Below are 20687 nucleotides of genomic sequence, written 5' to 3'. Positions count from 1 at the left end.
ACTGTCTCCTCAGATCGTAATTAATTCGTATTCTTTGTTACCCAGCCCCAGCTTTACGCCGTGTTCAATGGCAGAAGTCCAGTTGGTGTCAGGATGGGTCATGACAAAATGATCCTGGCTGTCGCAGGCGTGGTGGTGGATCTGATCTTCCAGGACGCTTCCCGAGATCACCGGCATTTTGTTGCAGGCGTCGGCACAAGCCATATCCAGGGCGATGGGATCAAAGGATGCAAACATTCCCACATCCGGAATGATCGGAATATCATTTTCTGAATGGCAGTCGCAGTTGGGGGATACATCCAGCACCAGGCTGATGTGGAAACAGGGGCGGCCGTCCACCACTGCTTTTGTGTATTCGGCGATTTTTTTGTTCAGGATATCGTTAGTCTCATCGCTGGCGGGCTGCATGGCGTCCACAGGGCATACGCCGATACAGCGGCCGCAGCCTACGCACTTGCTGTGATCTGTGGAAGCTTTCCTGTCTGTGATCGTGATCGCGGAATGCGCGCAGTTTTTCTGGCAGGCGCCGCATCCGATACAGAGATCCTGCTCCACATATGGTTTTCCGGCGCTGTGCATCTCCATTTTACCTGCCCTGGAACCGCAGCCCATGCCGATGTTTTTCAGGGTGCCGCCAAAGCCAGTGGCCTCATGGCCTTTAAAGTGGGTCAGGGAAATAAAGATGTCCGCATCCATGACGGCCCTGCCGATCTTGGCTTCTTTTATGTATTCCCCGCCCTCCACAGGCACCAGAGCTTCGTCGGTTCCCTTGAGGCCGTCCGCGATGACGCAGTGGCATCCGGTAGAAAAAGGGCTGAAACCGTTTTCGTAGGCCGAATCCAAATGGTCCAGACCATTTTTGCGGCGGCCCACATAAAGCGTGTTGCAGTCAGTGAGAAAAGGCTTTCCGCCGTGCTCCTTCACATAGTCCGCCACCACCTTTGCGTAGTTGGGACGGAGATAGGCCAGGTTTCCGGGTTCTCCGAAATGAATTTTGATGGCCGCGAATTTATTTTCCATGTCAATAGAGCCTAAACCGGCCGTATCGATCAGGCGGCGCAGCTTCTGCAGCAGATTCTCCCGATAAGTGGCCTTGAAAGTTGTAAAATAGACTTTTGAAGATTGCATATGTTTTTCCTCCTCCGGTTAAACGAATTACGGTATATTATACTATAAACGGAGGGATGTGGCAAGAACTGTTGAATTAAGAGGTAAAAGTTGTTTTTTGATAAAAATCTATTATAATAAATTATATAAGGAACAAAGCTTTTCAAAAGCTAAAGTTAATCTTATTTCAAAAGAGACATTGGGGGGGATGACAGGTGAAAAAAGATAAGATACGAAAGACAGCGCTGAAAATATTGATGTTCCTTCTGCTGTTCCTGGCCATATGCAAGCTCCTTGTCTTTTACCGTTTTCAATGGTATGGAGCGGACCAGGTGATTCGCGGAGAGATATACCTTCCGGCAGGAGAAAAGGGTGTGACTCGTGAAATGACAGAAGCGGAGATGGGTTCTGTAATCTCGGTATTGAAGGAAATTTCTGCAGCCCCATGTCTGCCTGATTTTGGATTGAACGGAGTTCCGGGCAATTTATATCTGTACGGAAAGCACAGCACCTGGAATTTTGTAATCGCCGGGGATAAAATATACTTAAATTTTATTCCCTACAAAATCCCAGAAAAATACCGGGAACAATTATCTTCCATCAGTCCATACAAAATATTCCCTTATGAAGACTGGGAAAGCTATGCTGGCGAATAAATAAAAGCGTCAGGAGAAATACTAAAGATATCCGAAATACAGCGGCATGCGCCGGCATGGCTGCAGCGGACGAAAATCCGGGCCGGTAGTGAGAACATATGAAAACCAGGGGATCAGCGAAGCTGGCTGGCGTCTCCGGAGGCTCATATGTTCTTGCATAGGCCTATGCAAGAAAACCCCCCGGGGGATCGCACTGCGGCGTAAGGAGTTACGCTGCTAAAGCGACACGCCGCAGGGGGGAATCCCGCGAGCGGGATTCTTTTTTTCTACCGGAGTGTTTTTCCCGGGAAGGAACGGATGAAATAAATCAGAAAGTGAGGTCGAGGCGGCAGCATGGAAATTCGTGAGGTTGAGGAACAGGACAGAGAATGCCTTCTGGACATGATGGAGGCGTTTTACCACTCGGAAGCGGTGGAAAAGCCCATCCCCAGGAGCTATATGGAGCACACCTTTGATACGGCGGCGTCAGGTTCGCCTTTTATCCGCCTGTATTTGATGGAAGAAGACGGCGGAATTGTGGGATACAGCCTGGTAGGCTTTACCTATTCCAATGAAGCAGGCGGGCAGGTGCTCTGGATACAGGAGCTTTATCTGGAAGAAGGATACAGGGGAAAAGGGATTGGCGGCAGTTTTCTGGACAGGATGGCGGAGCTGTTTCAGGAGCAGGTCGTACAGCTGAGGCTGGAACTGCGGGAAGACAATGAAAAAGCCAGAAAGCTGTACAGCGCCAAAGGTTTTGGGAAAGTATTGTACGAACAGCTGGAAAGAAGGATATAACCTAAATAAAAATTCATAGCGTCAAGAAAAAAGCTTGACAATGCCCTGCGGATGGTGTATGATGCAACAGGTGATGAATCATGGAAAGGATCGTAAAGCAAAGCCTGCTCTATGATTTTTATGGAGAACTGCTGACAGAGCATCAGCGGAGGATCTACGAGGACGTGGTGTTCAATGACCTGTCCCCCAGTGAGATCGCTGAAGCCCACGGCATCAGCCGCCAGGGAGTACATGAGATGGTGAAGCGGTGCGACCGCATTCTGGAAGAGATGGAGAGCAAGCTGCATCTGATGGAAAAGAACCAGAAGCTGCGGGAGCTGGCGGAGCTGATTCTGCGGCGGTCAGAGGCTGCGGACAGTCCGGAAAAGGCGCTGGAAGAAGTCAGACAATGGGCTTCCCTGCTGCTGGAAGAGTTATAACGGAGGTTTTTATGGCTTTTGAGAGCTTAGCGGATAAATTGCAGAATGTGTTCCGGAATCTGAGGGGCAAAGGAAGGCTGACCGAGGCAGATGTAAAGGCTGCTCTGAAGGAAGTGAAGATGGCTCTTTTGGAAGCCGACGTCAATTTCAAAGTGGTGAAGCAGTTCGTTTCCTCTGTGCAGGAACGGGCTGTGGGACAGGATGTGCTCAACAGCCTGACTCCGGGCCAGATGGTGGTGAAGATCGTCAATGAAGAGATGGTCAAGCTCATGGGTTCCGAGACCACGGAAATTGCGCTGAAACCTGCGGGAGAGCTGACCGTACTAATGATGGTGGGCCTCCAGGGCGCCGGTAAGACCACAACGGCGGCCAAGATTGCGGGCAAGCTGAAGGCGGCGGGGCGCAAACCACTGCTGGCAGCCTGCGATATTTACCGGCCGGCAGCCATCAAACAGCTGCAGGTGAACGGTGAAAAACAGGGGGTGGAGGTTTTCTCCATGGGAGAGAACCACAAGCCTGCGGATATCGCGAAGGCAGCCATGGCCCATGCCAGGAAGAACGGCCAGAATGTGCTGATTCTGGATACGGCGGGGCGGCTGCAGATAGATGAAGCCATGATGGATGAGCTGGTGGAGGTCAGAGAAGCCGCGGAGGTGTCCCAGACAATCCTGGTGGTGGACGCCATGACCGGCCAGGAGGCGGTGAACGTGTCCAGAACCTTCGATGAGAAGGTGGGCGTGGACGGCGTGATCCTGACCAAGCTGGACGGCGATACCAGAGGCGGAGCGGCATTGTCCATCCGTGCGGTGACCGGCAAACCTATCCTCTATGTGGGCATGGGGGAAAAGCTTTCCGACCTGGAACAGTTCTACCCTGACAGGATGGCGTCGCGTATCCTGGGCATGGGCGATGTGATGAGCTTGATTGAAAAGGCGCAGGCCAATGTGGATGAGCAGAAGGCCAGGGAGCTGGAACAGAAGCTGAAGAAGGCCCAGTTCGATTTCAACGATTACCTGGACCAGATGCAGCAGATGAAGAAAATGGGCGGGCTTGGAGAGATTTTAAAGATGCTTCCTGGAAATATGGGAGGCATGAATCTGAACAAAAAAGGCATGCCGGATCTGTCAGACAGTGAAGCCCAGATGAAGAAAACAGAAGCTATCATTCAATCCATGACAGCAAAAGAACGGTCCAATCCCGAGCTCATCAATCCTTCCAGAAAACAGAGGATAGCTAAAGGGGCGGGTGTGGACATCGCGGATGTGAACAGGCTCATGAAGGGATTCGAGCAGTCCCGCAAGATGATGAAGCAGCTGCCCGGCATGATGGGCGGTAAAGGCGGTAAAAAAGGAAAGTTCAGGCTTCCCTTTTAACATAAAAATAATTATATATTTACTTTGGAGGTAAAGAATCATGGCAGTAAAGATCAGACTGAAGAGAATGGGACAGAAGAAGGCGCCTTTTTACAGAGTAGTGGTAGCTGACTCCAGATCTCCCAGAGACGGTAAATTCATCGAAGAGATCGGATACTACGATCCCAACCAGAATCCCAGCGTTGTAAAAATCGATGAAGAAAACGCCAAGAAGTGGCTGAACACAGGCGCGCAGCCTACAGAAACAGTTGCGAAGCTGCTGAAGATTGCCGGTATCGAAAAATAATTTGTCACACCATGGAGGTGAGCAGGAATGAAGGAATTGGTAGAGGTGATTGCAAAATCACTGGTCGAGTTTCCTGATGAAGTGGTGGTTACTGAGACAGAGAATGACAAAGCCATTGTGCTGGAGCTGAAGGTGGCGTCCTCGGATATGGGGAAGGTAATCGGCAAACAGGGCAGGATTGCAAAGGCAATCCGCTCTGTGGTCAAGGCCGCGTCTTCCAGAGAAGACAAAAAGGTCATTGTAGAAATCCGGTAACAGGTACATGGATGCCGCGTCAGTCTGCAGGAATGCGGGCTGGGGCGGCATTTTTCGTCCCGCGAGGCGGACAAAAGGAGCGATTTATGGTAGATATGCTGCGGGTAGGAGTGATTACCTCTACCCATGGGTTAAATGGGGAAGTCAAGGTATTTCCCACGACAGACGATCCGGCCCGTTTTAAAAAACTGAAAACCGTTTATCTGGAAAAAGGAAAAGACCGTATTTGCCACGAGGTGGAGTCGGTTCGATTTTTCAAGCAGATGGTGATTGTGAAGTTCAAAGGGCTTGATAAAATAGAAGATGTACAGCAGCTGAGGCAGGTATCAGTTCTGGTGACCAGGGATCAGGCGGTCCCGCTGGAAGAAGGCGAATATTTCATTGCTGACTTGTTGGATCTGGAAGTACGCACAGAAGAGGGAGAGGTGCTGGGCAGGATGAAGGATGTGCTTCAGACCGGAGCCAACGATGTCTATGTAGTGGAGACAGAAAACGGCGGGGAACTGCTGATCCCAGCTATTGATGAATGCCGCCGCGGCGTGGATCTGGAAGCCGGCGTCATGGTGGTGCATTTGCTGAAAGGACTGAGGGAATGATGAATTATCACGTGCTGACGCTGTTTCCTGAAATGGTGCTCTCCGGGCTGCGCACCAGCATCATCGGAAGAGCAGAGGAAAAGGGGCTGCTCTCTATTGAAGCAATCAATATCAGGGACTATTCTACCAATAAACATATGAAGGTGGACGATTACCCTTATGGGGGAGGCGCGGGAATGGTGATGCAGGCGGAGCCTGTTTACGGAGCATACCAGGCTTTAACGGATAAGCTGGGCAAAAGGCCGCGGCTGATCTATCTGACGCCCCAGGGCAGGACTTTTGACCAGCAGATGGCCCGGGAGCTGGCAGAGGAAGAGGATCTGGTTTTTCTTTGCGGCCATTATGAGGGGATTGATGAACGGGTGCTCGAAATGACTGTAACAGATTATGTATCTCTGGGAGACTATGTGCTCACCGGTGGGGAGCTGCCAGCCATGGTAATGATCGACTGTATTTCCCGGCTGGTGCCTGGGGTCCTGAACAACGACGTATCAGCGGAATTTGAATCTTTTCACGATAATCTTTTGGAATATCCCCAGTACACCCGACCGGAGGAGTTTATGGGCAGAAAGGTGCCGGAGGTGCTGCTCAGCGGCCATCATGGCAATATTGAGAAATGGCGAAGGCAGCAGTCTCTGCTGAGAACGAGAAATGCGCGGCCGGATCTGCTGGAAAAAGCAGAACTGACAGAAGAAGAGTGGAAATGGCTGGAAAAACAGGGGTGATTCTTGATATTTACACAAAAGAGTGGGGGCAAATCGCTTAAAAGCCTGCACTCTTTTTTGTTTTGGCTTTTTATATTTGTAAAAAAGACCGGGGAATGAATGATTCCCCTTTACAGTTTGCCTAAAAGGATTATAATGATATTACAAATGTTACGATGCTAAGTTTCGCCCTCAATATGACATATTATCTCAAACAGAAGGATGAAGGTGAAAAAATAATGAAAATTTACAGACAGGGGGCAATTCTGGCGCTTATTGCAGCCGCAGCCGTTACCGGGTGCGGAGGGAAAGGCAATTCGCAAAATGCGGGGCAGCCGGTGCTCCAGGTGAACGACTATCTGGTAGGAGAGGAAGAATATGATTTTTTCTGTTCTCTTTATAAGGCGCAGGCCAGCGCGGATTTCTGGGCGGAATATGGAATCGACGTCTCCGGAGCTGAGAGCGGATGGGATACGCCGAATCAGCAGGGTCTTACAGCCAGGCAGTATATGAATCAGCTGGCAGAAAAGGAAATTGTCCGCTATGCGGTGATCTTGTCGGCGGCCAAAGAACGGGGAATTCCGGTAACAGAGAGTTATGATGCCATGAAGCAGAGGCTGGAGGAAATAAACACCGCAGGAAGCGGAGTGAGCGGGTACGGTATGAGCAGCTGGAACATGCAGAATCTTTTTTCCTATCTATATACGGATATGGAGGCCAGTCTGAAAAAAGAATTGGCGGAAAAAGAATTTGTATTTACTGAAGAAGAGCTGCGGGAACATTATGAAACAATGGATCACAGCGCCATCACTTTGAGAGGAAGCCTGAAAGCGGAAGTGGATCTGTTTTACTACATATCTACTGCAACAGAAGAAGAGAGAGTATATCAGGAACAGCAGCTGCAAAAAATAGCCGCAGACCTGGAGGCCGGAGGGAATGCGGAAGAACTGGTAAAAAAGGAACAGGAAGACGGGACAGGGCTTACTGTTTTTCTGGAACAAGAAATCAGCACCGAAGCTGTGGGAAGAGATGACCTGCTGACACAGGCTGTCCTGACGGAGCTTTATGAGCGCGCTGAAGGTGATATTGTTTCAGGCGATTTTGCAGGGGTTCCCTGTGTGTTCCGGGTGAGGCAGCTGGTGAAAGACGGCGGAAGGTTTGAAGATTCCAGAGATAAGGTGGAGGCAGATATGATCAACATCGCCTATGATGATTTTATCAATCAGGCGGTGGAGGACGCGTCTGTCGTCCGCTTTTCACGATAGATCATTTTAATCAGGAAGGAGTAGGAACAGATGTACAGAAAACGGGGATGGAAACAAAGAAGCGCCGCATGGTGGATGATCCTTATTATGGTATTTTCAGTATGCTTTAGCGGTATGGATGTTCATGCGGAGGGACCAGCGGGGGGCAGTGAGGTGACCCTGACAGCTGTAAAAAGTGGCTATACGCAGGGAAACATGGCTACATTAGGGAAAAACGCCACCGGAATGGCGGAAATGCAGGGGTATTTGAGAGTTAAATATGCGAATGATGTGAAAGATACCACAGATACCTACAAACGGCGCGCCTATGTCGCGTTTGATTTGTCCGGAGTGACAGAGGAAATGGCAGAAAAAGCGCTGCTTCAGCTGACTGTGAAAGATCTCGATAATAATTACAGCAATTCGCAGCCGTATTATGTGGGAAGTGTAAAAGCAGATATGGATACCATTGCCTGGGAGTCTTTTGACGTATGGCAGGAACCCGCAGATAAGGTGGCGATTCCGGCAGACGGCGGCATGAGCGCAGGCGGCAGGCTGGAGACAGATGTAACAGATATTGTGAAGGCCGCTCTGGCAAACGGAGAAGAATCCATTACTTTCTGTATCTATATTCCCACCAAAGCGGAAAACAATGGGATCAATCTTTATTCGACCGCGGCGGAGAATGCTGCGCAGAGGCCGGGGCTGAAGCTTACTGCCGGTTCCGAAAGCCCGGAAATCCCTGTAATTCAGTCTCTGGAAGATGCTTCCTGTACAGTGCAGACAGGCGGAGTTCTCAATCCTCCGTCCACAGTAAAAGCGCTGATGTCCGACGGGAGCAACAGGGATGTGGCGGTTGTCTGGAATCAGGAGGAATTGAATCAGGTAGACCTGACAGCCACAGGGACTTATAATGTGAGCGGAACCGTAGAGGGATCAACGCTGAAGGCTGCGCTTCATGTGATTGTGGTTTCTGATCAGACCGGCAAAGAGAGCACTGTGGTCGCGTCTGAAGATACATATGTGGCCGGAGGCGGAAAAGCCGCACAGACCGGCGCACAGATGTTGGCTGCAGAGTCCAGCGCAGTGATGAAGGACCGTTTGAGACTGAAATATACGGACGGCGTCGACCAGGCCTATACCAGGCGGGTAGCCATGAAGTTTGATTTGTCCGCTCTGACCACCGAAGGAATGGATCAGTATTTACTGTATTTTCAGACACATGACGGAGAAGCGAATAATCCTGGGGAACATTTCAGCTCCTTCAATATCTACACTTTTGAAAAGGAAGCATGGACCAGAAGCGGACTCACCTGGAATGAGCTGAACGCCGTGCTGTCTCAGACAGCGGATACCCTGGCGGCTACAGTTTCAGCTGCAGACCGGATCAGAACAGTCCAGCTGAACAATCCCAGCTATGTATATGAAGTGGATGTGACTGATGCGGTACAGAAGGCGCTGGAGCAGGGAAAGACAGAAATATCCTTCGCTTTTGTGGTTCCTACCAGGGCTGCAAACAATCAGCATGATATCTTTTCCGCAACCAGCACCAGAGAGAATGTGCAGAAACCATCTTTAACGGCTAAAGAATCGCCTTATATTCAGTCCGCTGAAAATACTGCGGTGACAACAGTGGTAGGAACTGCTCCGGCGCTGCCCCAGACGGTGACGGCTCATTACAAAGATGGAACCAGCGGACAGGAAGCGGTTGCCTGGAATCCTGTAGATCCCACCAGTTATGGCAGCATTGGTAAATTTACGGTGACAGGAATCCTGCTGAACAACCCTGCGATCACTGTGACAGCGGAAGTGACGGTGCGTCTTGGCGATGATTATGCCGGAACTACCTATTATGTCAGCAGCAGCCTGGGAGACGATGGGAATGATGGCCTGAGCATTGATACCCCCTGGAAGTCTCTGAATAAAGTTAATACAGTGAATTTCCTGCCGGGGGATAAGATCCTGTTTAAAGCCGGGGATATTTGGAATGGTTATCTGCGTCCCATGGGCAGCGGAGATGAAAAACGCCCCATCCTGCTCAGTTCTTATGGGAACCTGGACCAGGACGGAAGGCCTGTCATTAACGGAGGCGGAACGACCTATAGCTGTTACAGCGCGGCTATTATGCTTGTGAACCAGCAATACTGGAAAATCAGTAATTTTGAGGTTACAAACTATGGAGCGGGTCAGGCATTTGGTCAGAGTTATACAGAGCCCTATGTGCGTGCGGGAATATATCTTTTTACCTATGATCAGAATGAATTGATGAAAGATCTGACTGTAGAAAACTGTTATGTCCATGATGTGGTATCCAATACCACAGACAGTGTGAGCAACACCAGTGCGAAGATGTCCGGCGGTATCATCGCCCTGGCCGAATTCCGCACCCCGGATGGAAACCAGGTGGTTGCAAATACAAATAATCAGTCAGGATTTGACGGTGTGAAGCTGCAGTATAATACAGTTTACCGCACCATGCATGAAGGAATCCGAACGAAGGTGGAGGGCGCTTATAATACCAGCAATCCAAACGCTTATAACCGTACCTGCCGGAATATCTCAATCAACAATAACTACATTGAAGATACTCTGGGCGATGGAATTGTGCTGGGAGAGGCATCCAGCAATGCAGTGGTGGAAAAGAATGTAGTCAACGGGGCTGCATCTGTGCCGCTAAACAGCGTGTATTATGCGGCTGTGTGGACACATTATGCCACTGATGTTCTGTTCCAGTATAACGAGGTATACGGAACGGTTTACGGACAGTCAGACGGTCAGGCTTTTGACGCGGATAATTTCTGCTATAATTCAACATTCCAGTATAATTACAGCCATGACAATCAGGGCGGCGCGCTTCTGTTGATGGGAAGCCAGAGGGATACGGTTTACCGTTATAATGTCTCTGCTAACGACGCGACTGGAAACGGACAGGAGATTTTCCAGGACCACAGCAACAACGGCACGTCTGCGGGAGCTCCGACGGTTTATAACAATACGTTCTATATTGTAAAAAATAACGTTTATCTCTTCTCCAGCCGCAGTACGACAGGGTCCCCGGAATACGTGACATTCCTGAATAACATTGTGGATGTGAAAGAAGGCGTGAGAAGCGCAAACTTCTCCAAAGCATCGGGTATAGCAGCAGGCTCCACAATCAAAAATAATCTGTTTGCATATGAAGGCCTGTTCGGAATAAATGAGAACAGTTGGCCGGGCAATTATTATGGAGACCCGCAGCTTGTAAATCCAGGCGCTTACCAGTCGCATAGTACGGGCCTGGCGGATGTCAGAACTTTGGCAGAAGTAGAGGAATTGAAAGCAGACCCTCTGAAAAATCTGCGGGGCCATGCGGCAGAATTTACGCCTCAGGCCAGGGAACTGGTGTCTGAAAAGGGGATTGTGATTGAAAATATGCGGTTGACTGAAGATATTATGGGCAATCCAATTAATCTGGACGCACCCGGGATCGGAGCCATCGAGCTGCAGGCCCATGTGCATACGCCTGAATACCGTAAAGGAGCGGAAGGAAGCACTGTTATAGAAGCGTACTGCTCTGGATGCGGAGAAATCCTTGGGACCGCGGAGCTTAAAGCGCCTGTTGATACAGAGTATGATGGTATTGCTAAAGAAGCCGCGGTTGCCTACAGCGATAGCTGGGTGGCAAATGCCCTGCCTGATTTACAGATTTCTTATGTAAAGGACGGTTTGGGAATCCCCGGACTTCCTGTAGAAGCTGGCAGTTATACAGCCAGTGGTGAAATTGGCGGCATTATTGTTTCCGTTGAATTTACTATTAATGAAGTGGAAACCAGTACCGAAGAAACCAGTACAGAGGAGACCAGTACAGAAGAGACCAGTACAGAAGAGACCAGTACAGAAGAGACCAGTACAGAAGAAACCAGTACAGAAGAGACCAGTACAGAAGAAACCAGTACAGAAGAGACCAGTACAGAAGAAACCAGTACAGAAGAAACCAGTACTGAAGAGACCAGTACAGAAGAAACCAGTACAGAGGAGACCAGTACCGAAGAGACGAGTACAGAGGAAACCAGTACAGAGGAGACGAGTACTGAAGAGACGAGTACAGAGGAGACGAGTACAGAGGAGACCAGTACTGAAGAGACGAGTACCGAAGAGACCAGTACAGAGGAGACCAGTACTGAAGAGATTAGTACCGAAGAAACCAGCAGTACAGAGGCGACCAGCGCGGAGGAAATTGAAAGCTCCAGCAGTACAGATTCTTCTGCAGATACAGGAGATCATTCAAATCCGATTGCATGGGTGCTTGTCCTGGCAATTGCAGCGGCAAGTATGGCAGGAGTCTTCGTGCAGGATCGGCGCCGGAGGGTTCATAAAAAAAGATAACTGAATTCCCATCGGAGCAGCGGATGAATGAATCGGTAATTTTGTCTTGAAAACTGCAGAAAAGGACTTGCACTGGCAGAAAAATTATGCTAAAATATAATGCGTTGTGTTATGACGGATGGTCCTCTGGTACAGAGTGTATTTAAGAACATCTGATTTTGAAGGAGGTTCATGATGAACGAAATTATTAAAAACATTGAAGCGGCTCAGCTGAAAGAGACGGTTGATTCCTTCAACGTAGGCGATACTGTCAGAGTGTCCGCGAAGATCAAGGAAGGCAACAGAGAGAGAGTACAGGTATTTGAAGGCACCGTGATTAAGAGACAGAACGGCGGAGTCCGCGAGACTTTCACAGTCCGCAAGAATTCCAACGGCGTTGGTGTGGAAAAGACCTGGCCGGTGCATTCCCCTGCTGTGGAACGCATTGAAGTAGTTCGCAAGGGTAAGGTAAGACGTGCGAAACTGTTCTATCTGCGTGACAGAGTTGGTAAGGCTGCAAAGGTAAAAGAATTAGTCAAATAATTCATGACGGAGAGAGGCTGCTGCCGTTTCCGGCTTCCGCACTATCAGGTGCGCGGCCGAACGGCAGCAGTTTTTATTTCATAGGAAAGTTCGTTCTATGAAACAAAACCCTCCGGGGGATCGCACTGCGGTGCAGGGACTTGCTTCCAGGGAAGAAAATTGCTCCCCGGAGAGATTCCCATGCGGACTTCTCATTTCGCATATTGAAGGAGAAAATACACCAGATGAACTTATATGTAACGGAAGACAGACTGTTTCTTCGGGTACTGCAATGGGCTGCAGACCTGGCAGCAGTGGCGGTGATGGCGCTGTTTCTGGCGCTGACACTGGGCAGGGAGATTCGAATTGAAGGAAAATCTATGGAACCGGTGCTCCATGACGGAGATATTGTGCTGGTGGATCAGATATGTTATAATTTTTTAAAACCCTCCAGATTTGATTTAGCGGTAGTACAGCTTACGGACGGGCGCCAGACCGTGAAGCGGATCGTCGGCCTTCCGGGTGAACGGTTGCAGATTGCGGATGGAAGAATTTATATTAATGGAACTGTTCTGGATACCAGGGGGACAATTGGAGAGGTGATGGTGCCGGGAGAGGCGGCATCAGAGCTGGAAATTCCGGCAGGGCATTATTTTTTGCTGGGCGATAATACCGGGAGCAGTGAAGACAGCCGTTCCAGACAGGTAGGTTTTGTGAGCAGAGACCAGATTTTAGGCAAGGTATGGTTTCGCATTGGCGGGCTGGCAGATCTGGAATTTTTATAAATAACTGTAATGTGAAGAAAGTAGAGGAATAAAATGAATTTTCAATGGTATCCGGGCCATATGACAAAGGCCAGAAGAGCGATGGAAGAAAGCATTAAGCTGGTAGACCTGGTGATCGAACTGGTTGACGCCAGGATTCCGGTATCCAGCAGGAATCCGGACATCGATTCTCTTGGCAGAAACAAAGCGCGCATGATTTTATTGAATAAGGCAGACCTGGCAGACGAGAAGATGAATGCTGCCTGGGAAGCATATTTCAGGGCGAAAGGCTACGAGGTTGTGCGGCTGGACGCCCGGCAGAAATCCGGGATGAAAACAGTGCAGGCCGCGATTGAAACTGCCTGCCGGGAAAAAAGAGAACGGGATCGGCGCAGAGGAATCCTGAACCGGCCGGTCCGCGCTATGGTTGCAGGGATCCCTAATGTGGGAAAGTCTACTTTTATTAATTCTTTTGCAGGCAGGGCTGCGGCCAAAACAGGAAATAAGCCGGGGGTGACAAAAGGAAATCAGTGGATCAAACTGAATAAGAATGTAGAACTCCTGGATACGCCGGGAATTCTCTGGCCAAAGTTCGAAGATCAGCAGGTCGGGCTCAGGCTGGCCTGGATCGGCTCTATTAAGGATGATATTTTGCAGGGAGAAGAACTTGCGGCAGAATTGATCGGATATCTCAGAGAAGAATATCCCGGTATATTAAACGCCAGGTATCAGGTGGAGGAGTCCGGGGAAAATTTTGAGATTCTGGAGGAAGTTGCCAGAAACAGGGCTTGTGTGAAAAAAGGGAACGAGCCGGACTGCTCCAGGGCAGCCGCCATGCTGCTGGAAGATTTCCGGGGCGGCCGGCTGGGCAGGATCACTCTGGAAAAACCTGGAGGGGATAACGCACATGAACAATAAAGATATTCTGCTGGAGCTGGAAAGAGAGAATCAAAAGAAATTTCCTGTCCTGCGGGAGATTTTAGGCGGGATCTGTTATCTGGCGGCAGTGGTAGCAGTCTCGCTTCTGGTGGTGATCTATGTGGTGCAGAGGACGGAAGTGATCGGACCTTCCATGAACGATACCCTGGCGGATGGGGAAAGCCTGCTGATAAATAAACTGTCCTATCACTTTCATGATCCGGAACGTTTTGATGTAATTGTATTTGATTATGAGTTCCGGGCGGACACGCATTATATCAAGAGAATCATAGGCTTGCCGGGAGAAGTGGTTCAGATTAAGGAAGGAATTGTCTATATCAATGGTGAGAGACTGGAGGACCCCTACGGAAAAGAGGTTATCATTAATCCCAAACGCGCGTCAGAACCGGTGGTATTGGGAGAGGATGAATATTTTGTGTTGGGCGATAACAGGAACAACAGCTCAGACAGCCGGGATCTGGATGTGGGAAACGTAAAGAAAGATCAGATTATAGGGAAAATCCTGATCAGAATCTGGCCGCTGAACCGGTTCGGAGGCATTGAATAAAACGTCAGGAGCGCTGGCAGAACAGATGAAAAAAATCAGTGAAATTACAGAAGAATACAGGAATTGTCCCGAAGCGGAGCTGGGGCAGTGGGCAGAAATTTATCGGGAGGACTCCCGGGCCGGCGTACAGAAGCTGGTTGCTTCTGCTGACAGAAAGAGAAAGGCTCTGGAGGCAGAACTGGAACGGCTCTGGAAGATGCAGGAATTCGAACGCCGCTGCGCCGGAAAAGCAGCCTGCGGGATTGATGAGGCAGGCAGAGGGCCGCTGGCCGGACCGGTGGTTGCGGCTGCAGTGATTCTGCCTGAGGATTGCCGGCTTTTATATGTAAATGATTCCAAGCAGCTTTCGGAATCAAGACGGGAACAGCTTTATGAGGAAATCATGAAAACTGCGGTGTCGGTGGGGGTGGGAATCCAGGGGCCGGGGGTTATCGATGAGATCAACATTCTGCAGGCCACTTATGAGGCAATGCGCCAGGCGGTATCCCAGCTGACCCCTGTGCCGGAAGTGCTGCTCAATGACGCTGTCCGCATTCCGGGACTGTCAATGAAACAAGTGCCGATTATCAAAGGAGATGCCAGAAGCCTGTCCATCGCGGCGGCCAGTATAATTGCAAAAGTGACCCGTGACAGGATGATGCGGGAATACGATAAAATTTATCCGGAATATGGATTTGCCAGCCACAAAGGATATGGCTGCGCTTCCCACATTGAAGCGCTGAAAACATACGGGCCATGCCCGATCCACCGAAACAGCTTTATCGGACATTTTGTATGAATATGTGTAGGCCTGACTGACAGGTTCTGCTGCTGCACAGGGTAAAGAGGGAAAATGGGTGAATAAGCGGAGAATAGGAGATAAGTATGAAGAGATTGCAGCCGGATATCTATTGTCAAAAGGTTACAGAATTGTAAAAAGGAATTACAGGACTCCATATGGCGAGATTGACATATTGGCAGAAAAAGATGTTGCCTGGATATTCTGTGAAATAAAGTTCAGAAGTACAGAGAACTGCGGAAGCCCGCTGGAAGCGGTGGACAGAAGAAAACAGAGGAGGCTCAGCAGGGCCGCTCTTTATTTTTATGCCAGCCATGGTTATGCAGAAGACGTTCCATGTAGATTTGATGTGATAGCCATCGACGGCAGCGGCGGCATCTGCCACGTGGAAAATGCTTTTGAATTTCAAATATAATAATCTCTGGAAAAGAACAGGCTCATTTTGTCTCCGAATGGATCAGGAGGAAAAAAATGTTGGAGGAATTGAACTGGATTAACCGAAGAGGAAGCGACCAGAAAGAAATTGTTTTAAAATATGGCGGAGGTGTGCCTTATTTTCAGTTTCCGCTTCTGGATCAAACCGGAATGGTGAATCATTGTTTCAGCACCCGTCTGGGCGGAGTGAGCACAGGCTGCTATGAAAGCATGAATCTGTCCCCGTCAAAAGCGGACAGCCCTGAAAACGTAAGAGAAAACTACAGGAGACTGTGCGAAGCAATAGGCGTAGATTTAAAAAAGACTGTGCTTTCCCGGCAGACCCATACCACTGTTGTCAGAAAGGTTGCGGTGGAGGACTGCGGCAAAGGGCTGTTCAGGCAGCGGGATTATGACAATGTGGACGGGCTGATGACGGATATTCCCGGAATTGTGCTGGTGACCTTTTACGCGGACTGCGTCCCCCTCTATTTTCTGGACCCGGTGCACAGAGCGGCTGCCGTTTCCCACTCAGGATGGAAGGGAACTGCCGCGGCCATGGGCGCCAGGACGCTGGAGGCCATGAATCAGGCCTATGGCACCAGGCCAGAAGATGTGCTGGCCTGCATTGGCCCTTCAATCTGCCAGGACTGCTACGAGGTAGGAGAGGAAGTAGCGGAGTATTTTCCGCAGGAATATCTGAAAAAGAACAGCAGAGGGCGCTGGCAGCTGGACTTATGGCAGGCGAACAGAGGCGTTCTGCTTCAGGCGGGAATTCTGCCGGAGCATCTGGCGGTTACGGACGTCTGTACCAGGTGCAATCCGCATCTGTTTTATTCCCACCGGATTATGGGGGAAAACAGAGGAATTCAGGCGGCGGTCATTTCACTGCGGGAAATGTAAGGTATGAATATGAAATGGCTGCTGAATGTGAAACAATTTAAATACTGTGTTAGCGCACACAAAAAATAAGGAAAAAATATGAGAAAACTAGCGTTAAGCGATGAAATTCTGCTGAGTGTGGAAAAACCGGCCAGGTATTTAGGAAATGAGATCAACGCCGCGGCAAAGGATAAGTCTGAGGCCGCTGTATCGGTTGCCATGTGCTTTCCTGACGTCTATGAAATCGGCATGTCCCATCTGGGAATTCAGATCCTGTATGACATGTTCAACCAATGGGAAGACACCTGCTGCGACAGGGTTTATTCCCCCTGGGTGGATCTGGACGCGGTGATGCGCCGGGAGAAAATCCCGCTGTTTGCGGTGGAATCCCAGGAACCGGTGAAAAGCTTTGATTTTCTGGCTATCACCCTTCAGTATGAGATGTGTTATACAAATATTCTCCAGGTGCTGGATTTGAGCGGCATACCGCTGGAAGCGGCAGAGCGCGGGGAAGAGGATCCCATTGTGATCGGAGGAGGCCCCTGCGCCTACAATCCGGAGCCAATTGCGGAATTTTTTGATCTGTTTTATATGGGGGAAGGGGAAACGCAGTATCGCCGCCTGCTGGATCTCTACCTGGAAAATAAGAAAAACGGCGGCAGCCGTCTGGATTTTCTGGAGCTGGCGGCACAAGTGCCCGGAATTTATGTACCTGCATTTTACGAGCCGGAGTATCATGAGGACGGGACTCTGGCTGCTTTTCGGCCGGTGAATCCTCACGCGCCGGAAAAGGTGCGCAAGGAGATTGTATTGGAAATGAGCGACACCTACTACCCGAAAAAACCGCTGGTGCCGTTTATCAGAGTGACGCAGGACCGGGTAGTGCTGGAAATCCAGCGTGGTTGTATCCGCGGCTGCCGGTTCTGTCAGGCAGGCATGGTGTACCGCCCTGTGCGGGAGCGCAGCCTGGAATTTCTGAAGAACCAGGCGAAAGAAATGCTGAAAAGCACCGGCCAGGATGAAATTTCTTTAAGCTCCCTCAGTTCCAGCGATTACAGCTGCTTGGAGGAGCTGGTGAATTTCCTCATTGAGGAATTCCATGGAAAGGGAATTAATATCTCCCTTCCGTCCCTGCGAATTGACGCATTTTCTCTGGATGTGATGAGTAAGGTGCAGGATGTGCGCAAGAGCAGCCTGACTTTCGCGCCAGAGGCCGGAACTCAGAGGCTGCGGGATGTGATCAATAAAGGTCTGACAGAGGATGTGATTTTAAATGGCGCAGCTATGGCCTTTGAGGGAGGCTGGAACAGGGTGAAGCTGTATTTCATGCTGGGGCAGCCTACGGAAACGGTGGAGGACATGGAAGGAATCGCGGTCCTTTCCAATGAGATCGCAAAAAAATATTACGAAATGCCAAAAGAAAAACGGAACGGAAAAGTTCAGGTAACAGCCAGCTCCTCTTTCTTTGTACCAAAACCCTTTACACCCTTCCAATGGGCGCCCATGTGCACCAGGGAAGAATTTCTGAACCGGGCGAGAATTGTCAACGCCAAGTTTAAGGAGCAGAGAAACTGGAAAAGCATGCGCTATACCTGGCATGAGGCGGATGTCACTGTGCTGGAGGGTGTTCTGGCCAGAGGAGACCGGCGCGTAGGGAAGGTGATCCGCAGGGCCTATGAGAAGGGCTGCATCTATGACGCCTGGGGAGAGCAGTTTAATAATGAGAAATGGCTGGAAGCCTTCGAAGAATGCGGGATTTCCATCGAATTTTACACCACAAGAGAGCGGGAGCCGGACGAGCTGTTCCCCTGGGACTTTATCGATGTGGGAGTGACGAAGGAATTTTTGAAGAGGGAATGGAGAAATGCCCTGGAAGGAAAGACAACGCCCAACTGCCGGATGCGGTGTTCCGGATGCGGCGCCATGAGCTTTGGAGGAGGTGTCTGCATTGAAAATCAGAATTAAATTCGGCAAATACGGCGATATGAAATTTATCGGGCATCTGGATGTGATGCGGTATTTTCAAAAGGTCATGCGCCGGGCTGAGGTGGATATCTGCTATACCGCGGGCTTCAGCCCCCACCAGGTGATGTCCTTTGCAGCTCCGTTGGGCGTGGGGCTCACCAGTGACGGAGAATATCTGGATATTGAGGTGAACAGCGCGGGTTCTTCAGAGGAAATGGTGCGAAGGATGAATCAGGCGGGGGCAGAGGAAATTCCGGTAAAAAGTTTCCGGCAGCTTCCTGATGATGCGAAAAATGCCATGTCCCTGGTAGCGGCGGCTGATTATCTGGTTTCTTTTCGCCCCGGCCATGAGCCGGAGATCAGAGATTTCGGGAAAGCGCTGGAAGAATTTTTTGCGCAGGAACAGATTATAATTCTCAAAAAGACTAAAAAAAGTGAGACAGAACAGGATATACGGCCGATGATTTACCGTCTGGAGCTGCGGCAGGAAGGAATTTTCATGCAGGTTGCCACAGGCAGCGCGGCAAACTTGAAGCCGGAACTGGTGATGGAGGCGTTTTACCGTTTTCTGGGCCTGGAGGCCGGCCAATTTGACTGGATGGTGCACAGGCTGGAAGTATACGCTGATACAGGTGAGGAGCAGCGGAAACTGGTTGCGTTGGAGGACCTGGGCCATGAGCTGTAAGCGGATTCTTGTGAGGCGGCAGCGGGGGCTGATGAACGGGCTCTGGCAGGAAGGACATTTTCTGGAGCTGGAATGTGTTTCAGACCAGCCGGAAGGGGCGCGGCTGAATCAGATCCGAACAGCCAAGGTAAAAAATATTGTAAAAAATATTAATGCTGCTTTTCTGGAATTGGGAGGCAGCCAGGCGGCCTATTATGATCTGGCAGCCCATTCTGCCGGGGAGAGGGCTGTAAAAGCCGGAGATGAGTTGGTGGTCCAGATATGCGCGGAGGCGGTGAAAACCAAAGCGCCTATGGTGACACAGAAGCTGACAATGAACGGAAGATATGTGGTGCTTACCTGGAAAAGCCCGGGGCTGCGCTGCTCGTCCAAAATCCGGGATGAGGAGTGGAAAGGGCGGATGGAAACAGAGCTGCGGGAACTGCTCACAGAGGATTGCGGCCTGATTTTGAGGACTAACGCCTATGGGGCGGCTTCCCAGGATATATTGGAAGAGGGCAGAAGGCTGCGGCAGAAGCTGGATTCCCTGCTGCGCGCAGCGCCGGCCAGGAGCTGTTACAGCCTGCTCTATGACCCGCCGGCAGAATGGATGGTTTCCGTCCGCGATACTTATGATTTGGAAGAAACCGTGACAGACGATCCGGAGATTTATCAGCAATTGAAAGGATTTTTTGAAGAGTGGGCCCCTGAATTGCTGCCTTCCCTCCGGCTTTATCAGGACGGCAGCCTGTCCCTGGCTGCCTGTTACGGACTGGACAGCGCTGTATCTGAAGCACTGCAGGAAAGAGTCTGGCTGAAATCAGGAGCTTATCTGGTGATCCAGCCTACGGAAGCGATGACTGTAATCGATGTAAACACAGGAAAAGCAATCCAGGGGAAGCGCACCAGCGACGAGACTTTCTGGAAAATCAACCAGGAGGCGGCTGCAGAAGTGGCCAGACAGCTGCGCCTGCGCAATCTGTCCGGAATAATTATGGCGGATTTTATCAATATGCGTTCCGGGGATTATAAAAAGCAGCTGCTGGCGCAGCTGCGCAGACTGGTACAGGCAGATCCGGTCCAGACGTCCGTTGTGGATATGACAAGGCTGGAGCTGGTAGAAATTACTAGAAAGAAACTGAAAAAGCCTTTGGCAGAAGCTATAGCCGCTCTTTCAGAAATTTAGAGATATCCGTATGGTCATAATGCTCCATACATTTCGCATAAGTGTCCAGGCAGGCCCGGTAGCGGGCCTGCATTTTTGGATTAAGCTTCCCTTCGGATACCAGGCGGGAAAAACAGGCTTCCGCATCCCCCCGCGCCTGAATAGCCAAATCCTTATAGTTGTTTTCCAGGTTCATCTGAAGTTCTGTGAGCAGACTTTCCAGTTCAGTGTTCTTTCTTTGAAACAATCCCATATGTTTTTCCTCCTACAGTAATTATACCAGGTT

General features: G+C 50.1%; 22 protein-coding genes and 1 pseudogene. 21 read left to right on the top strand and 2 right to left on the bottom strand.

The annotated features are described in order from the left end of the window. Window positions 1-9: 9 nt before the first annotated feature. Window positions 10-1128 (bottom strand): DUF362 domain-containing protein, encoded by a 1119-nt coding sequence (locus EV209_RS00360; protein ID WP_130431949.1) that lies wholly within the window; start codon window positions 1126-1128, stop codon window positions 10-12. Window positions 1129-1322: 194 nt separating this feature from the next. Between EV209_RS00360 and EV209_RS00355 the strand changes: the two genes are divergently transcribed. The 21 genes and pseudogenes from EV209_RS00355 to EV209_RS00260 all read left to right on the top strand — a co-directional run bounded on the left by EV209_RS00355 (window position 1323) and on the right by EV209_RS00260 (window position 20422). After that, window positions 1323-1763, top strand: a complete 441-nt coding sequence (locus EV209_RS00355; protein WP_130431947.1) for a hypothetical protein — start codon at window positions 1323-1325, stop codon at window positions 1761-1763. A gap of 333 nt (window positions 1764-2096) precedes the next feature. Beyond that, window positions 2097-2540, top strand: coding sequence for a GNAT family N-acetyltransferase (locus EV209_RS00350; RefSeq protein WP_130431945.1), 444 nt, complete (start codon window positions 2097-2099; stop codon window positions 2538-2540). An 80-nt stretch (window positions 2541-2620) separates the two neighbouring features. Beyond that, window positions 2621-2959, top strand: coding sequence for a YlxM family DNA-binding protein (gene ylxM / locus EV209_RS00345; protein WP_130431943.1), 339 nt, complete (start codon window positions 2621-2623; stop codon window positions 2957-2959). An 11-nt stretch (window positions 2960-2970) separates the two neighbouring features. Then, a complete protein-coding gene (gene ffh / locus EV209_RS00340) occupies window positions 2971-4332 on the top strand; it encodes a signal recognition particle protein (protein ID WP_130431941.1) in 1362 nt (453 codons plus the stop codon). 40 nt (window positions 4333-4372) lie between these two features. Then, window positions 4373-4618 carry a 30S ribosomal protein S16 gene (rpsP, locus tag EV209_RS00335; RefSeq protein WP_130431939.1) on the top strand — a complete coding sequence of 82 codons (246 nt, stop codon included), beginning with the start codon at window positions 4373-4375 and terminating at the stop codon, window positions 4616-4618. A 27-nt stretch (window positions 4619-4645) separates the two neighbouring features. Continuing rightward, entirely contained in the window at window positions 4646-4873 is a 228-nt protein-coding gene (locus tag EV209_RS00330) for a KH domain-containing protein (protein WP_130431937.1), read from the top strand. 86 nt (window positions 4874-4959) lie between these two features. Next, window positions 4960-5469, top strand: coding sequence for a ribosome maturation factor RimM (gene rimM, locus EV209_RS00325; protein ID WP_130431935.1), 510 nt, complete (start codon window positions 4960-4962; stop codon window positions 5467-5469). After that, window positions 5469-6194 carry a tRNA (guanosine(37)-N1)-methyltransferase TrmD gene (trmD, locus tag EV209_RS00320; RefSeq protein WP_130434080.1) on the top strand — a complete coding sequence of 242 codons (726 nt, stop codon included), beginning with the start codon at window positions 5469-5471 and terminating at the stop codon, window positions 6192-6194. Before rimM ends, trmD begins: the two co-directional genes overlap by 1 nt. A gap of 218 nt (window positions 6195-6412) precedes the next feature. After that, window positions 6413-7438 carry a hypothetical protein gene (locus EV209_RS00315; RefSeq protein ID WP_130431933.1) on the top strand — a complete coding sequence of 342 codons (1026 nt, stop codon included), beginning with the start codon at window positions 6413-6415 and terminating at the stop codon, window positions 7436-7438. 30 nt (window positions 7439-7468) lie between these two features. After that, a pseudogene (locus EV209_RS17025) lies at window positions 7469-9181 on the top strand (DNRLRE domain-containing protein); the annotation flags it as partial. A gap of 2032 nt (window positions 9182-11213) precedes the next feature. Next, window positions 11214-11786 carry a histone H1-like repetitive region-containing protein gene (locus tag EV209_RS17020; RefSeq protein WP_408609001.1) on the top strand — a complete coding sequence of 191 codons (573 nt, stop codon included), beginning with the start codon at window positions 11214-11216 and terminating at the stop codon, window positions 11784-11786. Window positions 11787-11956: 170 nt separating this feature from the next. After that, complete coding sequence (rplS, locus tag EV209_RS00305; RefSeq protein ID WP_130431929.1) at window positions 11957-12304, top strand: 50S ribosomal protein L19; 348 nt, start codon at window positions 11957-11959, stop codon at window positions 12302-12304. A gap of 224 nt (window positions 12305-12528) precedes the next feature. Then, the gene (gene lepB / locus EV209_RS00300) at window positions 12529-13068 is read left to right on the top strand and encodes a signal peptidase I (protein WP_130431927.1); all 540 of its coding nucleotides are present in this window, start codon (window positions 12529-12531) and stop codon (window positions 13066-13068) included. Window positions 13069-13101: 33 nt separating this feature from the next. Beyond that, a complete protein-coding gene (ylqF, locus tag EV209_RS00295; protein ID WP_130431925.1) occupies window positions 13102-13965 on the top strand; it encodes a ribosome biogenesis GTPase YlqF in 864 nt (287 codons plus the stop codon). Next, window positions 13955-14533 carry a signal peptidase I gene (gene lepB / locus EV209_RS00290; RefSeq protein ID WP_207220558.1) on the top strand — a complete coding sequence of 193 codons (579 nt, stop codon included), beginning with the start codon at window positions 13955-13957 and terminating at the stop codon, window positions 14531-14533. Before ylqF ends, lepB (EV209_RS00290) begins: the two co-directional genes overlap by 11 nt. Window positions 14534-14558: 25 nt before the next feature. After that, a complete protein-coding gene (locus tag EV209_RS00285) occupies window positions 14559-15311 on the top strand; it encodes a ribonuclease HII (protein WP_130431923.1) in 753 nt (250 codons plus the stop codon). A gap of 58 nt (window positions 15312-15369) precedes the next feature. Beyond that, on the top strand, window positions 15370-15726 hold the full coding sequence (locus EV209_RS00280) for a YraN family protein (RefSeq protein WP_130431921.1): 357 nt from the start codon (window positions 15370-15372) through the stop codon (window positions 15724-15726). Between the two features lie 56 nt (window positions 15727-15782). Beyond that, window positions 15783-16628 carry a peptidoglycan editing factor PgeF gene (pgeF, locus tag EV209_RS00275; protein WP_130431919.1) on the top strand — a complete coding sequence of 282 codons (846 nt, stop codon included), beginning with the start codon at window positions 15783-15785 and terminating at the stop codon, window positions 16626-16628. 78 nt (window positions 16629-16706) lie between these two features. Continuing rightward, the gene (locus EV209_RS00270) at window positions 16707-18572 is read left to right on the top strand and encodes a TIGR03960 family B12-binding radical SAM protein (protein ID WP_130431917.1); all 1866 of its coding nucleotides are present in this window, start codon (window positions 16707-16709) and stop codon (window positions 18570-18572) included. Beyond that, entirely contained in the window at window positions 18556-19257 is a 702-nt protein-coding gene (locus EV209_RS00265) for a TIGR03936 family radical SAM-associated protein (protein ID WP_130431915.1), read from the top strand. Before EV209_RS00270 ends, EV209_RS00265 begins: the two co-directional genes overlap by 17 nt. After that, entirely contained in the window at window positions 19247-20422 is a 1176-nt protein-coding gene (locus EV209_RS00260) for a ribonuclease E/G (RefSeq protein WP_130431913.1), read from the top strand. Before EV209_RS00265 ends, EV209_RS00260 begins: the two co-directional genes overlap by 11 nt. On the opposite strand, the gene EV209_RS00255 is transcribed toward EV209_RS00260, so the two are convergent. Beyond that, complete coding sequence (locus EV209_RS00255; RefSeq protein ID WP_130431911.1) at window positions 20397-20654, bottom strand: hypothetical protein; 258 nt, start codon at window positions 20652-20654, stop codon at window positions 20397-20399. The genes EV209_RS00260 and EV209_RS00255 overlap by 26 nt on opposite strands. Window positions 20655-20687 lie beyond the last annotated feature (33 nt).

It is taken from the genome of Cuneatibacter caecimuris (assembly GCF_004216775.1).
In the GTDB taxonomy this organism is placed as follows: Bacteria; Bacillota; Clostridia; order Lachnospirales; family Lachnospiraceae; genus Cuneatibacter; species Cuneatibacter caecimuris.
Note: the sequence above shows the minus strand (reverse complement) of the source record. Positions and strands in the feature narration are given on the sequence as shown.